At 46.4% G+C, this 19,203-nt stretch carries 19 protein-coding genes and 3 pseudogenes; 12 read left to right on the top strand and 10 right to left on the bottom strand.

Annotation, left to right across the window (positions count from 1 at the left end; translation table 11 throughout):
• Together IM496_RS22645 and IM496_RS22640 are read left to right on the top strand one after the other, a co-directional pair.
• A pseudogene (locus IM496_RS22645) lies at nucleotides 1-715 on the top strand (ISAs1 family transposase); the annotation flags it as partial.
• Nucleotides 716-733: 18 nt separating this feature from the next.
• Nucleotides 734-928, top strand: a pseudogene (locus IM496_RS22640) (DUF3226 domain-containing protein); the annotation flags it as partial.
• Nucleotides 929-980: 52 nt separating this feature from the next.
• Here IM496_RS22640 and psbV read toward each other — a convergent pair.
• On the bottom strand, nucleotides 981-1,466 hold the full coding sequence (psbV, locus tag IM496_RS06430; RefSeq protein ID WP_002785283.1) for a photosystem II cytochrome c-550: 486 nt from the start codon (nucleotides 1,464-1,466) through the stop codon (nucleotides 981-983).
• Nucleotides 1,467-1,594: 128 nt separating this feature from the next.
• Complete coding sequence (locus IM496_RS06425; protein WP_002735525.1) at nucleotides 1,595-1,801, bottom strand: hypothetical protein; 207 nt, start codon at nucleotides 1,799-1,801, stop codon at nucleotides 1,595-1,597.
• A gap of 521 nt (nucleotides 1,802-2,322) precedes the next feature.
• Between IM496_RS06425 and remA the strand changes: the two genes are divergently transcribed.
• The 6 genes from remA to IM496_RS06395 all read left to right on the top strand — a co-directional run bounded on the left by remA (nucleotide 2,323) and on the right by IM496_RS06395 (nucleotide 6,002).
• Entirely contained in the window at nucleotides 2,323-2,592 is a 270-nt protein-coding gene (gene remA / locus IM496_RS06420; RefSeq protein ID WP_002737924.1) for an extracellular matrix/biofilm regulator RemA, read from the top strand.
• 12 nt (nucleotides 2,593-2,604) lie between these two features.
• Nucleotides 2,605-3,159: a guanylate kinase gene (gene gmk / locus IM496_RS06415; RefSeq protein ID WP_194017944.1), complete on the top strand. Its 555-nt coding sequence runs from the start codon at nucleotides 2,605-2,607 to the stop codon at nucleotides 3,157-3,159.
• A gap of 114 nt (nucleotides 3,160-3,273) precedes the next feature.
• Complete coding sequence (gene clpP, locus IM496_RS06410) at nucleotides 3,274-3,912, top strand: ATP-dependent Clp endopeptidase proteolytic subunit ClpP (protein WP_287661573.1); 639 nt, start codon at nucleotides 3,274-3,276, stop codon at nucleotides 3,910-3,912.
• Nucleotides 3,913-4,126: 214 nt separating this feature from the next.
• The gene (locus IM496_RS06405) at nucleotides 4,127-4,588 is read left to right on the top strand and encodes a hypothetical protein (RefSeq protein WP_194017946.1); all 462 of its coding nucleotides are present in this window, start codon (nucleotides 4,127-4,129) and stop codon (nucleotides 4,586-4,588) included.
• 101 nt (nucleotides 4,589-4,689) lie between these two features.
• Nucleotides 4,690-5,814, top strand: a complete 1,125-nt coding sequence (gene tgt, locus IM496_RS06400) for a tRNA guanosine(34) transglycosylase Tgt (RefSeq protein ID WP_194017948.1) — start codon at nucleotides 4,690-4,692, stop codon at nucleotides 5,812-5,814.
• 50 nt (nucleotides 5,815-5,864) lie between these two features.
• On the top strand, nucleotides 5,865-6,002 hold the full coding sequence (locus tag IM496_RS06395; protein ID WP_002739211.1) for a photosystem II reaction center protein K: 138 nt from the start codon (nucleotides 5,865-5,867) through the stop codon (nucleotides 6,000-6,002).
• Between the two features lie 293 nt (nucleotides 6,003-6,295).
• On the opposite strand, the gene hetL is transcribed toward IM496_RS06395, so the two are convergent.
• The 4 genes and pseudogenes from hetL to IM496_RS22635 form a co-directional block, all read right to left on the bottom strand.
• Nucleotides 6,296-6,958, bottom strand: a complete 663-nt coding sequence (hetL, locus tag IM496_RS06390; RefSeq protein WP_104395493.1) for a heterocyst differentiation pentapeptide repeat protein HetL — start codon at nucleotides 6,956-6,958, stop codon at nucleotides 6,296-6,298.
• A 329-nt stretch (nucleotides 6,959-7,287) separates the two neighbouring features.
• The gene (locus IM496_RS22320) at nucleotides 7,288-7,956 is read right to left on the bottom strand and encodes a PEP-CTERM sorting domain-containing protein (RefSeq protein WP_353737628.1); all 669 of its coding nucleotides are present in this window, start codon (nucleotides 7,954-7,956) and stop codon (nucleotides 7,288-7,290) included.
• A 495-nt stretch (nucleotides 7,957-8,451) separates the two neighbouring features.
• Nucleotides 8,452-8,814 carry an ArsR/SmtB family transcription factor gene (locus tag IM496_RS06380; RefSeq protein ID WP_002784230.1) on the bottom strand — a complete coding sequence of 121 codons (363 nt, stop codon included), beginning with the start codon at nucleotides 8,812-8,814 and terminating at the stop codon, nucleotides 8,452-8,454.
• A gap of 106 nt (nucleotides 8,815-8,920) precedes the next feature.
• A pseudogene (locus IM496_RS22635) lies at nucleotides 8,921-9,074 on the bottom strand (DUF6398 domain-containing protein); the annotation flags it as partial.
• 135 nt (nucleotides 9,075-9,209) lie between these two features.
• Between IM496_RS22635 and gatA the strand changes: the two are divergent.
• Together gatA and IM496_RS06370 are read left to right on the top strand one after the other, a co-directional pair.
• Nucleotides 9,210-10,661 carry an Asp-tRNA(Asn)/Glu-tRNA(Gln) amidotransferase subunit GatA gene (gene gatA, locus IM496_RS06375; RefSeq protein ID WP_287661572.1) on the top strand — a complete coding sequence of 484 codons (1,452 nt, stop codon included), beginning with the start codon at nucleotides 9,210-9,212 and terminating at the stop codon, nucleotides 10,659-10,661.
• 205 nt (nucleotides 10,662-10,866) lie between these two features.
• On the top strand, nucleotides 10,867-11,685 hold the full coding sequence (locus tag IM496_RS06370; RefSeq protein ID WP_287661571.1) for an Rpn family recombination-promoting nuclease/putative transposase: 819 nt from the start codon (nucleotides 10,867-10,869) through the stop codon (nucleotides 11,683-11,685).
• A gap of 280 nt (nucleotides 11,686-11,965) precedes the next feature.
• On the opposite strand, the gene rsgA is transcribed toward IM496_RS06370, so the two are convergent.
• The 4 genes from rsgA to dnaK all read right to left on the bottom strand — a co-directional run bounded on the left by rsgA (nucleotide 11,966) and on the right by dnaK (nucleotide 16,879).
• A complete protein-coding gene (gene rsgA, locus IM496_RS06365) occupies nucleotides 11,966-13,042 on the bottom strand; it encodes a small ribosomal subunit biogenesis GTPase RsgA (protein ID WP_194017696.1) in 1,077 nt (358 codons plus the stop codon).
• On the bottom strand, nucleotides 13,043-13,264 hold the full coding sequence (locus tag IM496_RS06360) for a sulfurtransferase TusA family protein (protein ID WP_002738399.1): 222 nt from the start codon (nucleotides 13,262-13,264) through the stop codon (nucleotides 13,043-13,045).
• A gap of 178 nt (nucleotides 13,265-13,442) precedes the next feature.
• Nucleotides 13,443-14,567: a molecular chaperone DnaJ gene (dnaJ, locus tag IM496_RS06355; protein WP_104397712.1), complete on the bottom strand. Its 1,125-nt coding sequence runs from the start codon at nucleotides 14,565-14,567 to the stop codon at nucleotides 13,443-13,445.
• A gap of 263 nt (nucleotides 14,568-14,830) precedes the next feature.
• A complete protein-coding gene (gene dnaK, locus IM496_RS06350) occupies nucleotides 14,831-16,879 on the bottom strand; it encodes a molecular chaperone DnaK (RefSeq protein WP_287661570.1) in 2,049 nt (682 codons plus the stop codon).
• A 413-nt stretch (nucleotides 16,880-17,292) separates the two neighbouring features.
• Here dnaK and ahr point away from each other — a divergent pair, with 413 nt between their 5' ends.
• Together ahr and IM496_RS06340 are read left to right on the top strand one after the other, a co-directional pair.
• Nucleotides 17,293-18,297: an NADPH-dependent aldehyde reductase Ahr gene (ahr, locus tag IM496_RS06345; RefSeq protein WP_194018093.1), complete on the top strand. Its 1,005-nt coding sequence runs from the start codon at nucleotides 17,293-17,295 to the stop codon at nucleotides 18,295-18,297.
• Between the two features lie 28 nt (nucleotides 18,298-18,325).
• Entirely contained in the window at nucleotides 18,326-19,060 is a 735-nt protein-coding gene (locus tag IM496_RS06340; protein WP_194018091.1) for a Uma2 family endonuclease, read from the top strand.
• The last annotated feature ends 143 nt before the right edge of the window (nucleotides 19,061-19,203 follow it).

Here is a 19,203-nt window from a genome sequence, read left to right as displayed (position 1 = left end):
TTAATCATATTCAAGCCAAAAAAGCTGACTACGTTGTCGCCCTTAAAGCTAATCATCCGACTCTTTATACTCAGGTCAAAAACTGGTTTGAGCAAGCTCAAGCACATCAATTTGATGGTATTCAATTTAGTTATGATTACCGTCTGGAAAAAGGTCATCATCGCCTTGAAAAACGTTGGTGTTGGGCTGTACCCTTAGAAGTTTTCGGCGGTCTTTATCAACAAGCTCAATGGCGAGGACTTCAAAGTATTATCATGGTTAAACGAGTTCGTCATCTTTGGAATAAAACCACTTGTGAAGTCCAATTTTATCTCAGTTCTCTCCCTCCTGATGCTCAAAAAATAGGTAATGCTATTCGTAAACATTGGGGCATTGAAAATCAGGCTCATTGGATTTTAGATGTTACTTTTAATGAAGATAAGTAGCTGGTTATAATTAAATTAAAAATGGATTTTAGGTTCGATCCCCCCTGCCCCCCTTGATAAGGGGGGTGCCGATAGGCGGGGGGATCTGACAACTTTTAACGCCTACCTACTTAAATGTCGGATTCGCTCCGGTCACAGCCCTCGTAATGGGAGCATTCTTGAGACGAGTAGCACTTAACGCTCTTAACCAGGAATCCACTTACCGACGTAGTCTGGCACAAAAAAGTAAACGGGCGGCCATGGATAATAACTATATGATGGCTGTGCTGAAAGCCTTTTGTCAAGCCTAATTGAGATGCTCTTACCCTGATATAAATCGTAAAAAAATTGATAAATTGTGGATTCAAAACTATATCAGGGAAGATACACCATCACAGAATGAAAAAAGAGATCCTAAGAAATATTGTAATTTATCCCATGCTTTAACCAAAAAAGACATTTGCAACTTTGAGCATGAGGTATTAAATGAACTCAAAGAATTTTTACAACTATTTGCTGTCTAATCAAAAATCCCCCTAGAAATCTAGAGGGATAGAGGGATATATGGAGGGCAATTTAGAAGTAAATTGTCCCACCCCAACGCTCGTCTAGACGGGGAGCAACCAACATATAAGCGGCGACGTTATACACATCATCTTCGGTCAGATTGCGTAATTCTGGGAAGATATCGGGACGGCTAACATTGGGATGAAATTCGCTGAGATCATCTTCACCATCGTAACTGGTGGGATGTTCTAGATAATCAATCAATGCTAACAGATTATCTCTGGGAGGTTCCGCTTTTGCCAGATCACCCAGACCCAAACTGACGTTATTATTAGTTTTGGTTTTACCTTGCAGGTGACACTTAGTACAATTGGCGACAAAAAGTTTCTGTCCTTCCGTCGCTTGTTCAGAAGTCAAAGTCACCGATTCCCCCGCATCATTGAGGGTGATGGTGAGGGTTTTTTCATTGAGTTCTAAGGCACTAGCGCCGTTAAGATTGAATTGTAATACAAAAAAGACTACAGCGATCGCTGCCACAATCAAACGTTTGATCATTGTTCTCCTACTCGCAATTGTTCCAAGAAAGGGAATTTTAAGGTGACTAAAAAATTTTCTCCTCTGGGAGGGTGTCGATCGATTCTAAGTGATCACGGACACCGAGAAGATCGCAGTGGGGAATAAAGTCAAGGGGACGTTTCCGTTTTCGAGGCGGTTACTCCTGAGCGTTGGGATAAAATCAGTGAGATAATTGCTTTAGCATCTTCTAGGGCGAGATTAGTCTGCCGATCTTTATAGGAGATGCCTAATTGGTCGCAAAGTGACAACACAGATTCATCGGCCAGATCGTACTCTGCCGCAATATCAGCGATCGATAGATCAGCAAAACCCATAGTCTGACGCACCCACCAAGGATAGAGAATACTTATTAGTTACCATAATTATCATGCCATTGCTGGGGACATTCTTGACAGTGATCAGTGATCAGGAGTCAGTAGCCGGTCGTCAGGAGTCAGGAGATTATTTTTATTTGTTCTCCCATCACCCCATCACCCCATCACCCCATCACCCCATCACCCTAAACCCCATCACCCCATCACCCCATCACCCCATCACCCCATCACCCTAAACCCCATCTCCCCACACCCCACACCCCACACCCTACACCCTACACCCAACTTCCCCATCACCCCAAACCCCCAAAATTCCCTAATTTTCCCGACTTTTGGACTATTTACTCCCTAAGATAGAGACTCGTGTAAACAAATTTAATTAAAATCGCAAAAAACCTGAAAAAATACTAAAATGTGATTAAGAATGTTATTTTTAGCCTTGTAAGGCTAAATCTTTCTCGATAACATTGTAATCATACCTCCACACTCTTTTGTACAAAGGACTACACCTTTGTTAACTTATGGATATACAACTGATCAACATCGGCTTCGGTAATATTGTTTCCGCTAATCGGGTTATCGCCATCGTTAGCCCAGAATCGGCTCCTATCAAACGCATCATCAGTGATGCTCGGGATAAAGGCTGTTTAATCGATGCTACCTATGGAAGACGGACTCGTGCGGTGATCATCACCGATTCTAGTCATGTAGTGCTGTCGGCCATTCAACCAGAAACCGTGGCTCACCGTTTCGTGGTCAACAAGGAAGCGCCTGTTAATAGTAGCAACTAAGTTATTAACCCCATGCAACCCGGTCAATTAATTGTCATTACCGGCCCTAGCGGTGTGGGCAAGGGTACGCTAGTCCGGCATTTACTAACTCGTTTCCCTAACCTCTACCTGTCCGTATCCGCTACTACGCGCCCACCTCGACCGGGTGAAATTGAGGGGGAAGATTACTACTTTCTCGACCGTCCCAGTTTTGAGGAGAAAATGGCAGCTGGAGAATTTCTAGAATCGGCCGAATACGCGGGCAACTACTATGGAACACCCCAATCAGCGATCGCCGCTCAATTAGCAACAGGCCAGACCGTAATTCTAGAAATCGAATTAGAGGGAGCCAGACAGGTCTGTAAAAGCTTCCCCGAAGCGAGGAGAATCTTTATCCTACCCCCCAGTTTCGAGGAATTAGAACGTCGTTTGCGCGACCGGGGCAAAGATGCCGAAACAGCGATCGCCCGTCGCCTAGAGCGCGCCCAAGAAGAATTGGCCGCCAGCGAGGAATTCCCCTATCAAATCGTCAACGATGACCTAGAAACCGCCCTAGATGCCATCGAGAAGATTATTTTTAGCCGTTAGGTGTTAGGGTGTTGGGGTTTTAGGGGTGTTAGGGTGTTGGGGTTTTAGTTGAAATTCCCCACTTCCCCACTTCCCCACTTCCCCTAATCCCTATCCCCCATTCCCTAAGTTACAATCAGAACAGCAACCGCAGCAGCAAGACAAGAAAGCGCAATGATTCCTACCGTTATTGAAACCACAGGCCGGGGCGAACGCGCCTTCGATATCTATTCCCGACTACTCCGGGAAAGAATCGTCTTTTTGGGACAAGAAGTAACCAGCGACCTAGCTAATCTAATCGTCGCCCAATTACTCTTTCTAGAAGCAGAAGACCCCGAAAAAGATATTTACCTGTATATCAACTCCCCTGGGGGTTCCGTTTCGGCCGGATTAGGGATTTTTGACACCATGAATCAAATCCGTCCCGATGTCAGCACCATTTGTATTGGTTTAGCCGCCAGTATGGGGGCTTTTCTCCTCAGTGCCGGCAAACCGGGCAAAAGAATGAGCCTACCCAACTCGCGGATCATGATTCACCAACCCCTCGGCGGCGCCCAAGGTCAGGCCACCGATATCGAAATTCAGGCCAAAGAAATTCTCTATCTCAAACAATTACTCAATGAACACCTAGCTAGTCATACGGGTAAACCTCTCGACCTCATCGCCGAGGATACGGAAAGGGATTTCTTTATGTCCGCCGAAGAGGCCCTGGACTATGGTTTAATCGATCAAGTCATCGATCGCAGTCCTTCCGCTTCCAACCCTCCCCAGTAAATAATCATGATCGGGTAGGCCCTGTCTACCCAAATTTTTGTAAATATTTAGTAAACAGAAATTAATCATCGATCATCGTTATTAATCCTAAGTAACAGTGAAAAGTTCTAGCGGATTGGGTTAAGATCGAGACGTAACCCGAAAAAAATTGCAACAGGAATCGGTAGAAACACCCGGTGGGTTATTAACGGAAATTTTTTTACTGGCAATCCCTATGAACTATCATCCGCCCTCACAGCCCCTGCCCGCCCCCTGTATTATTGACTCTGGCGTGGTCATCGCTAAAGAAGATATGCGTCGTCTCCTCGATGATATCGGACGAGTTCGCTATATCCATAGTCTCGAAGGGGTGATTCAGAGTGAAGGGGAGGGATGGATAGTGGAAGTTTTCGCCGATTATCAGCAAAGCACCCTAGTTGCTAACTGCAGTCTTTATCTGAATACCTATAGCTTCGATTATCTCCGTTTAACCCGCTCTCCTGAGGGTGAGACCTATTTTGATCTGATTCAAGACAATCGGCAATTACGGCTAATTCCCCTGAGTAATCCACTGCAAGACCCCGATATGAAAGCCCGTCTCAATGCTGATACCCTCGAAGCCATGGTTACTCAGGTACTTTCTGCCAAGTGGGATGTGCAGTTTGAAGACGAAGACGACAACGATTGCCCCTTTTAGGCAGCAAGCAAAAATACTGATAACTGATAACTGATAACTGGTTACTGATAACTGATAACTGGTTACTGATAACTGATAACTGATAACTGATAACTGAAACAGTGGGATTTTCCTTTGAATTAATCGCCCAGTGTCCCCAAACTGGTGCGCGGGTTGGGGTTTGGCATACTCCCCACGGACCGGTAGAAACACCCCGTTTTATGCCCGTGGGAACTTTGGCCACGGTGAAAGGTTTGACCCCCGCTCAAATCGCCAGCACGGGGGCGCAAATGATTCTCGCTAATACCTATCACCTGCATCTGCAGCCCGGAGAAAGTATTATCGAGAGAGCGGGAGGTTTACACGAGTTTATGGCGTGGAATCAGCCAATATTAACAGATTCGGGTGGATTTCAGGTATTTAGCCTCAGTCAACTGCGGCAAATTAAAGAGTCGGGAGTCACCTTTCGATCGCCTCGGGACGGTAGAATAATCGAAATCACGCCAGAAAAATCGATTCAGATTCAAAATGCCCTCGGTGCTGATGTGATTATGGCCTTCGATGAATGTCCCCCCACGGGAGTCAGTTATGAGACCATGAAAGCATCCATTGAACGCACCTATCGCTGGTTAGAGCGCTGTCTGGGGGCCCATCAACGACCCCAAGAACAGGCTTTATTCGCTATAGTCCAAGGGGGGATTTATGAGGATTTACGGACAACGGCGGCGCAATCTTTAGTAAAACTCGATTTACCCGGTTATGCCATCGGTGGCGTGAGTGTGGGGGAAGAAACGAGCCTAATTCATCGCATTGTCCAGATAACTGCCCCTTTACTCCCCGAAAATAAACCCCGTTACCTGATGGGAGTGGGAACCTATCGAGAAATGGCCAAGGCGATCGCTAGTGGCATAGATCTGTTTGATTGCGTCATTCCCACCCGTTTTGGTCGCCATGGCACGGCTTTAGTGCGGGGAGAGCGTTGGAACCTAAAAAATGCCCGTTTTAAGGAGGATTTCGCCCCTTTAGACGAGACTTGTCCCTGTTACACCTGTCAACACTTTAGCCGTGCCTATCTGAATCATTTAATTAAATCGGGGGAAATGTTGGGTTATATTCTCTTATCTCTGCACAATATCGCCGAATTAATCAGATTTACCCGTGAAATTCGTCAATCTATCCTCGGGGGGACTTTTGCCCAAGATTTTGCCCCTTGGCTTGAGGATGCCGTAGATGTTACCCCAACGTGATAAAATTTCAGGAAACGTTTAAAAATTTTCTTGTCAAGGTAGATAGAGAGATGGAAACTGCACTTTTGTTCGCCAAATTGCCAGAAGCATACCAAATTTTCGACCCCTTAGTCGATGTCTTGCCCCTGATTCCCCTATTTTTCCTCTTGCTGGCCTTTGTTTGGCAAGCATCCGTCGGTTTTAAATAAATCGACTTTCAATTATCAGTTATCAGTGAGCAGTTATCAGTGATCAGTGAGCAGTTATCAGCTTCTGAAGGCAAGAGGCAACAGGCAAGAGGCAAAAGACAGAATCTGACAATTCTCCTACCTAAAAAGAAGGTTAGAAACTAAGCACATCAAAGCTTTTAGCTTAACCAATTAGGTCTGAGATTCGGCCCTTGTGATCAGATTTGAGTTTTAAGTGAAATGACATCTTTTCACTGATTACTGTTTACTGATTACTGTTTACTGATCACTGTTTACTGAAAAAGCTTCCCAGATTAAAACAAAGTCCCAGTTAAATCAGCACCGGTTAAGTCCACATCTTCTAAAATTGCCCCGCGCAAATCAGCATAACTGAGATCCGCACCCCGGAAACTAGCCCCGGTGAGATCGGTAATAAATCCGTCTCTTTCGGGACTGGCACGAAAATTAACCCGGCAAAGTCGGCAATGGGCGAAATTAGCTCGATATAACAGGGAACCGCTCAGATTGGCATAGTTGAGATCGGCTCCGCAAAAGTTCGTTTTGCCTAAGTCCGTGCGTTGGTCGGAAGTGGAGCGAAAATCCGTATCGATTAATAGGGCCTGCTGGAGATTAGCACTGTTGAGATTAACACCGTTTAAGACGGCTTTGGTTAAATAAGCGGCTTCTAAATTGGCTTCGATCAGATTAGCCCCGCTTAAGTCCGCATCGCGTAAACAAGCTCGATAAAAGTCCACTTGACTTAAATCTGCTCCCCAAAGAATCGCCTCACTTAAATCCGCTTCTCTCAGCAGCGATCGCGCAAGGCGTATTTTTCCTAACCGGGCCTGTCGCAGATCAGCACGGCAAAAATTGACTCCTGGGAAGACCATATTAGTTAAGTCGCCTTCCCGCAAGTTAATCCCCTGAAAATCTCTTTCTCCCTCCCGATACCGTTGACAAAGTTCTTCTAGGAGCATGGAAATTTTTTCACTATCATAATTGACGCAAAATGTCAACAGAAAATTATAGCCAAAAAAAAACCGACTTTAAAAACCAACGATGTTCTTGTGGCGGGAACGTTGGGGGGAAAAAGGCGTTAAATATCTGCGAGTGGGAATGTCTTTTCTGTGGGACTTTCCATAATCAAGACATCAACGCCTTGGTAAATATCAAGGTCGCCGGTGGGCAATCGGAGACTTTAAACGGACTTGGGGGAAAGCATCAGAATACCCCTAAGGTAGCGGCATCCCCCGAAGTGTCAACCGGTCGGAAGCAACCCACAAACAGCTAATTGAAGCTGCTTCGTTTAACCCCGGCGTAGAGTCTTGCTGATTAAGCCTCCCAGTCCCAGCAGTCCCAGACCCAACAGGGCAGAGGGTTCGGGGACGGGTGGTTTTGGGGTTTGTGTGAAGGTGTTAGTGAACGAGGAGAACTGTGCATTAGCACTCGCGTATGTGACGGTGTCGAGGATGAACAACTCCGTTATTCCAGTGGGGACAGCAACCGGTCCAGCCGTGGAGCCGTCGGTTGACGTTAGTGTAGAGAGAAGCACCGACCCCGGTCCTGACCAGTCGCCAGTAGAGATAGCCTTCGTCACTGTAATCCCAGCAGTTCCCGCAGGCACGTCCGCACCCAAGGATATATCTTTGAACGTCGCACCGCTACCAGGCGCAATTGAGACTTTGTACGCCAGAACATAGGGAGCGCCACCAGATGTCAAGGGGCCAAACCGATTGTAGGCAAATCGGTGCACGTCTCCCGCTGGATTCGCCACAAAATCGATGCCCAAGGCCCCCAGGTCACGAAAATCAGCGTCATTTGTGGTTAGGGTCGAATTACCTACATATATCTTGTCGCCATTTATACAGCCATTAGGGAGGGCAAGGAATCCACTAAGAAACTGGCCAGGAGCACAGGCTGTTACCGCTTGGGCTTGGGCGGGGGCAGTGGCGACTACTAGGGAACCGGCGATCATTCCTAGTGCTCCGGCGGTGCAGGAGGCTAGGCTTAAAGCGGATTTGAAATTCATTAGTTTTGTTGTGTCTTAATGGTACATATCGGTCTTCAAAAGCATCCCATTTTGTGGCCTTCAAAGGATGATACATACCCGTTACTCGAAAGAGAGTGGCTACAGTGTTTTGCTGTTTATATTTTGAATCCCCCGCGATTATAACCTCAACTATCTAAAAATGTCAACCCTCATAATGACTTAAATTTGGCTCCTTAACACTGCCACAGGCATAAATTCGGGCATTATTTACACTACAGCCTGCTAAACCAGTTGTTTTGTGGGTGCAGGGTGTGGGGGAAATTTTTGGGACTTTCGCCAAAATGAAGAGAGGAAAGTAGGATTAAGCTGTTCTTGACATAATAACAATCCAAAATCCAAAATTATCAAATCATCGCCTAATTCGGCAACGTCCCCTGCTGACCAACGACTGCTAACCCCAGCAACAAACTTTTTCGGACCCTATTTAGGGAGATGGAAAGCCGGCAGACTCTCGAATTCTCTGGCCCGTTGACGCATTTGCTGACTAATGCGATCGCAAACCACCTGACAGAGATCATAGATCACAGGGTCGGTAATTTGATAGTAAACGCTGACTCCTTGGGGTTGCCGCGAGATAATTCCCGCTTGGGTTAAAGCTTTCAGGTGTTTGGAGAGATTGGCCTGGCCTAGTCCGGTAGCTTCAGCGATTTCTTTACCATTCATCGCGCCTAATTGCAAGCAACTGAGAATCTGTAAGCGACTGACTTCCGACAGGACTTTGAAATAGTCCGCCACCGAAGCGAGGACGAGGCTAGAGGTTTGGGGGGAGAAACTGTCTAACATAGGCAGGCAATAAAGTGACCGGTTAAAAAGGCTGACAATAGGTGATCGTTTAAAACTTTATAACTATTGACTACTATAGTTTAACTGGAGAGGTCACTAGAGTCTAGTCGGCACGAGCGATCGAGAGCGGTAAAATCTTCTCCATTAAGATTTGCACATCTGCCTTAGTCATGGTACTAAGGGCATAACCTTGATAGAGATAGCCAACTCGATCAAGGTGTGTAGTCTAAATTATCTAATTGTCGGATATTAAAAGTCATAACTCTAGTTTTCCTACTAGGCCTGCCTTTAATTTTAGGGGATTAGCTGACCGACAGCCAAACTGACGCTAAAATAGTCTTTGCTGTCCGGGGTTGTTGCTTGCTCCTGACGGTGGTTGTAACCGGTAACTGAACATGACTTCGATTCGTCAACTGCATCAACAACTCGTTAATAAAGAAAAAACAGCCGTCGAAATCGCCACAGAATTTCTCGCTCGTATTGAAGCGCTCGAACCACAAGTAAAAAGTTTTCTCCATTTAACCCCAGATTTAGCCCTCGCACAAGCCCGAAAAGTGGACGAGAAAATCGCCAGAGGTGAATCTCTGCATCCCTTGGCAGGTATTCCCATCGCATTAAAAGATAATCTCTGCACCAAGGGTATCCCCACCACTTGCGCTTCTCGGATTTTAGAGAATTTTGTCCCCCCCTACGAGTCCACCGTTACCCAAAAATTACGGGATTTAGGGGCAGTTATCGTCGGTAAAACCAATTTAGACGAGTTTGCCATGGGTAGTTCCACGGAAAACTCTGGTTATCACGTTACCGCTAATCCCTGGGACTTATCCCGGGTGCCGGGGGGATCTTCAGGGGGTTCGGCTGCGGCTGTGGCCGCTCAAGAATGCGTGGTGGCCCTAGGATCGGATACCGGTGGCTCAATTCGTCAACCAGCTTCGTTTTGTGGCGTTGTTGGGCTAAAACCGACCTATGGCTTAGTTTCTCGCTTTGGTTTGGTGGCTTACGCTTCTTCTCTCGATCAGATCGGTCCCTTTGGTCGTACCGTAGAAGATGCGGCGATTTTATTACAAGCGATCGCAGGTTACGATCCCCAAGATTCTACCAGTCTCAATCTGCCGATTCCCGACTATAGCCAATTCCTGAAAACCAGTTTAAAAGGGCTAAAAATTGGCGTAATTAAGGAAACTTTCGGGGAAGGTTTGGATCAGGTGGTTGCCGATGCAGTTAATCAAGCTTTAGAGCAGTTAAAGGCCCTTGGTGCCACAATTAAAGAGATTTCCTGTCCCCGTTTCCGTTACGGATTGCCCACCTACTACATTATCGCCCCCTCGGAGGCATCAGCGAATTTAGCCCGCTACGATGGGGTTAAATACGGTATTCGGGAAGATGCCGATAGTTTGATTGATATGTACACCAAGACTCGCGCTCAGGGTTTTGGTGCGGAAGTTAAGCGCCGGATTATGTTGGGAACCTATACCCTCTCGGCGGGTTATTATGATGCTTATTACCTGAAAGCACAAAAAGTCAGGACTTTGATCAAAGAGGATTTCGATCGAGCTTTTCAATCGGTAGATGTGTTAGTTTCTCCCACTTCACCGACCACAGCCTTTAAAGCCGGGGAAAAAACGGCGGATCCTCTGAGTATGTATTTATCGGATTTAATGACTATTCCCGTCAATTTAGCCGGTTTACCCGGGTTAAGTCTTCCCTGCGGTTTTGATGGGCAAGGTTTGCCAATTGGTTTACAATTAGTGGGTAATGTGCTGCGCGAAGATCAATTATTTCACGTCGCCCACGCCTACGAACAGGCCACCGATTGGCACAAACGTCAACCATCTTTTACAAATTGATACAATTGCCGGTGGCTATCTTTTGCCGGTAGCCATCAAGTAAAAATCGGCAACCCTGAAAATGTCTCAAGTCTTCTTTTAATTGGGGACAAGTTACCGAAAAAGCTGTTACTTCGTCATCCCAATTGCTCAAAAACAGAAGCTTCCTGAAGAACACAATAAAAAACTGCTGCTAAACTGGAGGCCTCTTTTTGAGTTTAATTGCGTGAAAACTGACAGTATTTTCTATCAACTCTTACAAAGATTTCCCGCTTGTTTCTTTGATTTGTTGAACCTTCCCCCCGAAACCGCCAATTCTTACCAATTCTCCTCGGTGGAAGTTAAACAATTGTCCTTTCGTCTCGATGGAGTTTTTTTGCCTGATACACCCAATCAGCCTATCTATTTCCTAGAAGTACAATTTCAGAAAGATAATAGGTTTTATTCCCGTTTCTTCAGTGAGATATTCCTCTATCTCCACCAAACGGACTTAAGCAACAATTGGCAGGGAGTAGTTATTTATCCTCGGCGTTCAGTGGAAAGCGTAGAGACTGCTCGTTATGGGGAGTTAATCAACTCAGGCAGGATTTTACGTTTTTATCTCGAGGAATTAAGGGAAGTGGAATCCCTGGGAATATCGATGTTACAGTTAATTATAGCACCCACCGCAAGAGCGATCGAGCAAGGAAAACAATTAATTCCACGGATTAGAGAAGAATTCCCTAATCTCAAACAACAGCAAGAACTTTTAGAATTGATAGAGACAATCTTGGTTTATAAGTTACCCCAAGTCAGTAGAAAGGAGATAGAAGCGATGTTTAGTTTAAGCGATTTAAAACAAACTAAAGTGTATCAGGAAGCTTTAGAGGAAGGTAGAGAGGAAGGTAGAGAGGAAGGCCGACAAGAAGGCCGACAAGAAGGCGAATTAGCGGCAAAATTAGCCTCTATTCCTCGTTTATTGGCATTAGGATTAAACGTTGAACAGATAGCACAAGCTTTAGAATTAGATATCGAACAGGTTAGACAAGCAACTCAAAGGGAATAGGAAAAGTTTAAACTGATCCCATTTTAATAATGGTTTCCCAATCTCGATCACTATCAATCAACAGTAAATTATTCTGCGAATGCAAAATGTGGGTTCTTCTCGACTTTGTGTGATAAGCACTGATTATTATTCGTAGGACTCTTGCTAGGCAAGGCTTTGAAGACTATATTTCTGGAAAATTATCCCTATTCTTCTTCCCTCCACACAGAAACCAGAAAAGCCTTCATCTTTAGACAGTATTTATAAAGTAACCCTGAAGATAAAGGCAACCTAACCGATTCTATTCAGAATCATCATTATAAATATCTTGAAGAGTTTTATTTTCGTAGCGTTCCTGATCTTGATTTTTGCCGCGACGGGAAGGACGACGATATTTTTTATTAGCTAATTTGGGTTCGTAGGTTTCTTGACCTGCTTCTTTAATTTTTAACTTTAAACTTGACTCTTTTGTGCTAGTTTTCTGCAATGACTGTTCTCGTGCGATCGCTTCTTCTAAAAACTCTAAATAATGTTGGTAACGTTCCCAATCTCCCCTAACCACACAGTTAGGTTCCCGACGATGAGTACAATCATTAAATTGACAATTTCCCAAAGCTAAACGCTCTCTCACTTCCGGAAAATAAAAAGTTAATTGTTCCGGTGAACAGTTAATATCCGGTTGGTTAAAACCCGGACTATCGGCCAATAAACCCCGATTTGGTAAAGCAAATAACTCCACATGACGGGTGGTGTGACGACCTTTTTGCAGTTTTCCCGACACATCCCCCACCCGTTGATTAATCTCAGGAATTAGGCAATTAATTAAACTCGATTTTCCCACCCCCGATGGACCAGCCAAGAGAGTGATTTTATGGTTTAATTGTGCCAATAAAGCCTCAAATCCCCGATTTTTCTCCACACTGACAAAAAAGGGCCGGTATCCCCAACCAGCTAGGCGATCGCCCCAGACCTCTATTTGTTCCGGTTTCCCCAGATCGATTTTATTGACACAGACGGCAATTTCTAAGCCTGTGGACTCGGCTTTCACCAAAAAACGACTGATCAGCCAAGGATCGAGGACAGGTTCAGCAAGGGCAAAAACTAGCAAAATCTGCTCGATATTAGCAACGGCTGGCCGATCGATCTCGGTACTGCGGGGGAGAACTTCTGCGATCGCACCCTGCCGATCATCAAAATTGGCCTCCTCCACGCGCACCCGATCGCCAACCATCACCGATTGACCGATTTTTTGCAAGCGAGCGCGACGGGTACAGAGAAGATTCTCGCCCATAACGGGAGAATCCAAGCGTACCTGATAGAAATTCGCCTGTACGGCCACCACTGTGCCGTATAAATCGGTTAATTGTGCATCTACCATTTAGGAATCGGGGCGATAGACTTTGAGAACAAAAAAGCTATCTCGGTCCTCGATCGATTCTATCTGATAACCCTCCACTGTCAGGCTAGTGGGAACCTGTTCGATCGGTTCCCCGGCATCTAACCAGACTTCCAACCGTTCCCCGGCGGTCATTTTCTCTAATTGCAATTTTGTCCGGACAAAATTAATCGGGCAGGGAGTGCCGCGCAGGTCTAAAGTCATAGTTATTTAGGGTTTGCTGAAAAAGTTTCTCCTGGGGGCAGGGTGTGGGGTGTGGGGTGTGGGGTGTGGGGAGAATAAATAAAATAATCTCCTATCTCCTGACTCCTGAATACTGCCGACCGCCGACCGCCCCCTGCCTCCGTTATCCGACAAGATTTTTAGATTTATTCAGCCTGCCCTATTTATGGAAGATATTACCTAAAAATCCCTCGATGCCGCCTTTGCCCACGGTTTCCCCGCGAACTTTCGCTATTTTTTCCAGTAAATCCCGTTCTTCTCCCGTGACACGGGCAGGAATCGAGATTTTAACGGTAATACGATGATCACCGCGACTGACGGGATTGCCTAATTTGGGAACCCCCTTGTTTTCTAAAATCAGTACGGTGTTCGGTTGAGTACCGGCAGGGATAGTCAGGTCCTCTTGGCCATCTACAGTATTAACTTTGATGGTACATCCTAAAATCGCTTGGATATAACTAATCGAGATATTCGATTTAATATCATTGCCTTCCCGTTGAAATTCTGTATCTGTTTCCACGGTTAGATAAACGAATAAATCCCCCGGCGGCCCGCCTTTAAGTCCTGCGTCACCTTCCCGGGCAACGCGCAATTTCATGCCGTTGTCAACCCCCGCAGGAATGGTAATTTTCAGTTTTTTGGTTTCCTGTCTGCGTCCGGAACCGCCGCAAACATCGCATTTTTCCTCGATCACCTCTCCAGCACCGTCACAGGTGGGACAGACCGAAACCTGAGCAAAAGTACCGAAGGGAGTACGGGTGGCCCGACGCACCTGACCAGTACCACTGCAAGTAGTACAAGTGCGGGAACTGGTTCCTGGTCTGGCCCCACTGCCTTTACAGGTTTGACAGGTTTCCAGATGACGGATGCGGATTTCCTTTTCGCCGCCAAAGACCGCCTCGCGGAATTTTAGTCTAAAATCGAGACGTAGATCCTCGCCCCGAGTAGGGCCAGTGCGTCGGCGGGCGGTTGCTTGGCCGCCCGCGCCCCCGAAACCACTAAAGATTGTCTCAAATATATCGGCGAAACCGCCCATATTGTCGGCATCAAAACCGGCAGCGCCCCCAGAAACCCCGGCTTCACCAAAGCGGTCATAACGATTGCGGGTTTCTGGTTCCGAGAGAATTTCGTAGGCGCGGTTAATTTCTTTGAAGTGTTCTTCGGCTCCCGGTTCTTTGTTAACATCGGGGTGGTATTTTCGGGCGAGACGACGATAGGCGCGTTTGATGTCTTCTTTACCGGCATCTCGCGAGACACCTAGAATTTCGTAGTAATCAGTGGGCATAGGGGGCTATGGTTCTGCTGGCAATTTATAAATAGAGTTTAAGTCTAGTTGTTACTTTAACAAACTATACATAGTAGTTTAGTTGGGTTATCCCTACTATTTTTTTCGGTGGGGGTTAGGGGTTGGGGTGTGGGGTGTGGGGTGTGGGGTGTGGGGTGTGGGGTGTGGGGTGTGGGGAGAAGGGGTGTAGGGGTGTGGGGTGTGGGGAGAAGGGGAGAAAAAAGCTGATAACTGATAACTGATTACTGATTACTGATCACTTTTTAATCTACGGCCTCGTAGTCACTGGCACTCATTTCTTCCCCATCGTAGGGATCATCATCGCTGTCCGATTCGGTGGATTTAGTTTCCAGATTACTATAGGTTCCGGTTCTAGTGCGGGAGAGGGTTGGCCTGTTGGTGAAGGTATTCGAGGAAGTAGCCTGGGTGCGGGTGGATCGAGTCAGTTTTTCGGTGACATCGATCGATTCAAACCCAGTACCGTTAAGGGATTGGTTTTGCTCTTGTCCACCAGTGTAGATGCGGGTACCGATTTCGAGGACAATCTGACGAAATTCTGCCAAGGTGGTTTTTAGCTTTTCTGGAGATAGGGAGGGGTCGCGCAGAGCGATTTCCAACTGTTGCCGCTTCTGGTCGGCCAGTTGCCGGATATCGGGGGCGACTAACTGACTGTTTTCCCTGAGGGTGACTTCGTAGCTATAGAAAAGACTATCGGATTGGTGGCGAATATCGATCATTTGCAGACGACGGCGATCGGATTCGGCGTATTTTTCGGCTTCTAGACGCATTTTTTCAATTTCGTTCGGTTTCAGCCCTCCAGTATGGCTAATTAAAATGCTTTGTTCTTTGCCGGTGCCTTGGTCGCTGGCGGCCACTTTCAAGATGCCGTTGACATCGATCTCAAAGGCCACTTCAATTTGTGGCACCCCCCTAGGAGCGGGAGGAATTCCTGTCAGGAGAAATTTACCCAGGGTTTTATTATCCTGGGCCATAGCTCTTTCCCCTTGCAGAACATGAATTTCCACCGAAGTTTGACCATCGGCAGCGGTGGAGAAAACCTGAGATCTACTGGTGGGGATAGTGGTATTGCGATCGATAATTTTGGTAAAGACTTCGCCGAGGGTTTCAATGCCGAGGGAAAGGGGGGTGACATCGAGTAGGAGGATATCTTCCACTTCTCCACCTAAAACTCCAGCTTGAATCGCTGCCCCCAAAGCAACGGCCTCATCGGGGTTAACAGAGCGATCGATCTGGCCAGTAGAAAAGAAACGGGAGATTAATTCTTGCACAGCGGGGATTCTGGTGGAACCACCAACGAGAATAACACGATTGATATCGCTAGGCTGCAGTCCGCTATCTTTGAGGGATTGTTGTACGGGTCCGAGGGTTTTTTCCACTAATTCTCTGGTTAATTCCTCAAATTTAGAGCGAGTTAGTTCCAATTCTAGGTGTTTAAGTCCAGTTTCGTCGGCGGCGATGAAGGGGAGATTGATCGAGGTGGTAATCATGCTAGAAAGCTCGATTTTGGCTTTTTCGGCGGCTTCTCGCAGTCTTTGGATCGCCATGCGATCGCTAGACAGATCGATGTTTTCTTGACTTTGAAAGTTCTCCACCAGCCACCGCACTAAGAGGTTATCAAAATCGTCCCCCCCAAGATGGTTATTGCCGGCCGTGGCTTTCACTTCAAAGACTCCCTTCCCCAGTCGCAGGATGGAAACGTCGAAGGTTCCTCCCCCTAGGTCAAAAACGAGGATATGTTGATCTTCGTTTTGTTTATCTAAACCGTAGGCCAGGGCGGCGGCGGTGGGTTCGTTAATAATTCTTAATACTTCTAGTCCTGCGATCATGCCCGCGTCTTTAGTGGCTTGACGTTGGGCATCGGTAAAATAGGCGGGAACTGTAATCACGGCCTCGTTAATCTGTTCTCCCAGATAGGCCTCGGCATCGGCCTTTAATTTTTGCAGGATCATGGCCGAGATTTCTTGGGGGGTAAATTCCCGACCACGAATTTTGATATTGACGGTATCATCGCGACCGCGTTGGCAATGATAGGCAACTCGTCCCCTTTCTGCCTCCGTGTCTTGCCAACGCCTACCAATAAAGCGTTTGATGCTATAGACGGTATTTTCGGCATTAGTGACCGCCTGACGTTTGGCCAGTTGTCCCACTAGGCGCTGGGCCTTGCCGAATCCCACGATACTAGGAGTAGTCCTTCCCCCTTCCGAGTTGGGAACTATAATCGGCTGACCCCCCTCGAGTACGGCAATGCAACTGTTGGTTGTCCCTAAGTCGATGCCGATAACTTTTCCCATGGCGCTCTAATAATAACGATAGTTAATAGGATACAATCGCTGACAAAAATTATCCCCAAATTGGAAAAGGGCTTTTTACCCCGTCTAATCTTGCCCCAGATGAAAGCTGGTAGTTTTCCTCCGAGGCTAACAAAACTTATTGGTAAAGTCCGCAAGCCTGCCCAGATCGGTTTGTTGGACCATATATCAAGAGTAACCCAAAACCAGTAATTTTGCTGATGCCTCCGCTGCCTATTCTTTGTAGCACCAAAAAATCACGCTTGTGACTATTTGGCGATCGCTGACCAGATCAAATCCGCTTCCTTCTCCCCACTTCCCACTTTTCCATACCTTGTAAACAGGATTGAGGACAAGCCATACTCAGAGCAATTTAGGATAAGATAACCAATAAACCGATCCTAGAGGACTTAATCATGATTAGAGCCTATGCTGCCCGAGAAAAAGGGGGAAAACTAGAGCCTTTTGACTACGATCCGGGTATATTAGCGGATGAAGATGTAGAAATCGCGGTGGAATATTGCGGCATCTGCCACAGTGACCTAAGTATGCTCGATAACGATTGGGGACTGACCACCTATCCCTTTGTCCCCGGCCATGAGGTGGTCGGCACGATCGCCGCTCTTGGTGCTAAAGTCAAAGAGTTAAAATTAGGGCAAAGAGTCGGTCTGGGTTGGTTTTCCCGTTCCTGTTCCACCTGTGAAACTTGTATGTCGGGGGATCAAAACCTTTGTGCCACTGCCGAAGGAACTATCGTCGGTCGCCATGGCGGTTTTGCCGACAGAGTCCGCGCTCATCATAGTTGGTTAGTTCCCCTGGGGAACCAGTTAGATGCTGCTAAAGCTGGCCCGCTTTTTTGTGGTGGTATTACCGTTTTTAATCCCATTGTCCAATTTAATATTAAACCCACAGCCCGAGTTGGTGTCATTGGTATTGGTGGATTGGGCCATATAGCCTTAAAATTCCTCAAAGCTTGGGGCTGCGAAGTAACCGCTTTTTCCAGTAGTCCCGACAAAGAAACAGAAGCAAAAGAACTAGGCGCGACTCATTTTATCAATTCCAGAGACCCCGAAGCTTTGCAATCGGTACAAAATTACTTTGATTTCATCATCTCTACCGTTAACGTTAATCTCGATTGGGGTCTTTATATCGCCTGTTTACGTCCCAAAGGTCGTCTGCATATTGTTGGGGCTGTTCTTGAACCCATGGCTACCTACGCTTTTCCCTTGATTATGGGTCAAAAATCGATTTCTGGCAGTCCTTTGGGTAGTCCCAGTACCGTCAGTAAAATGATCGAATTTGCCTCTCGCCATGGCATTGAACCGGTGACAGAAACCTATCCCATCTCCCGGGTGAATGAAGCTATGGAAAAATTGAGAACTGGACAACCTAAATATCGCCTCGTCTTACAAATAAAATAAAACCATCTCTATCCTGGACGTAACCCCGATGACTCAACCCCTCACTCCTCCAGTTATCGATTGGGAAGAACCACCCATTCCCCCAGAAGACTTGATTTTTGATGATGGAGAACCTTTGGAAACGCACCGTCACCGCAAGGCCATGAATGTCTTAATCGATTCTATCGAACAAGCCTATCAGGATCGAGAGGACTTTTTTGTTGGCGGTAATATGTTTATTTACTTTAGTCGTGAGCGGGTTTTTAATAAAGATTTTCGTGGCCCCGATTTTTTCGTTGTCCTCGATATCGATGGTAGTTATAAACGACAAGGATGGGTGGTTTGGAACGAAAACGGACGTTATCCCGATGTGATCGTGGAATTAATGTCAGAAAGCACCGCAAAAATCGATTTAACTATCAAAAAAGACCTCTATGAGCGAACTTTTCGCTGTTCCCAATACTTCGTTTATAATCCCTTTGATGCCACTTCCCTGCAAGGTTGGGCTTTAGACCAAAATCAATGCTATCAAGAAATTATTCCCGACCAGCGCGGTTGGTTATGGTGTCAACGTTTAGGATTATGGTTAGGAGTCTGGATGGGCAGCATCCAACGAGAAGAAGCCCCTTGGCTGCGTTTTTATGACCTAGACGGCAATTTAATCCTCCTACCTGCGGAATTAGCCGAAATCGAACGTCAGAACGCTGAAATTGAACGTCAACGGGCGGAACGTTTAGCGGCGCAATTACGGCAATTAGGCATAAATCCCGATGAAACCCCGTAATCAGCCTAGCCTGCATTATTCACCAACTGGCAAAAACCTGATTGTGAGGACATCTCAAAAAACAGACTGTTTTTCAGCCAGATCGCTAGATGAACTTCTTGCCAAGGCTTTCGAGGATTTTCCAAAGTCTTCATGAATAATGC

It is taken from the genome of Microcystis sp. M049S2 (assembly GCF_020245625.1).
In the GTDB taxonomy this organism is placed as follows: domain Bacteria; phylum Cyanobacteriota; class Cyanobacteriia; order Cyanobacteriales; family Microcystaceae; genus Microcystis; species Microcystis ichthyoblabe_A.
The sequence above is the reverse complement of the archived record's forward strand: the minus strand, read 5'-3'. Positions and strand labels throughout refer to the sequence as shown.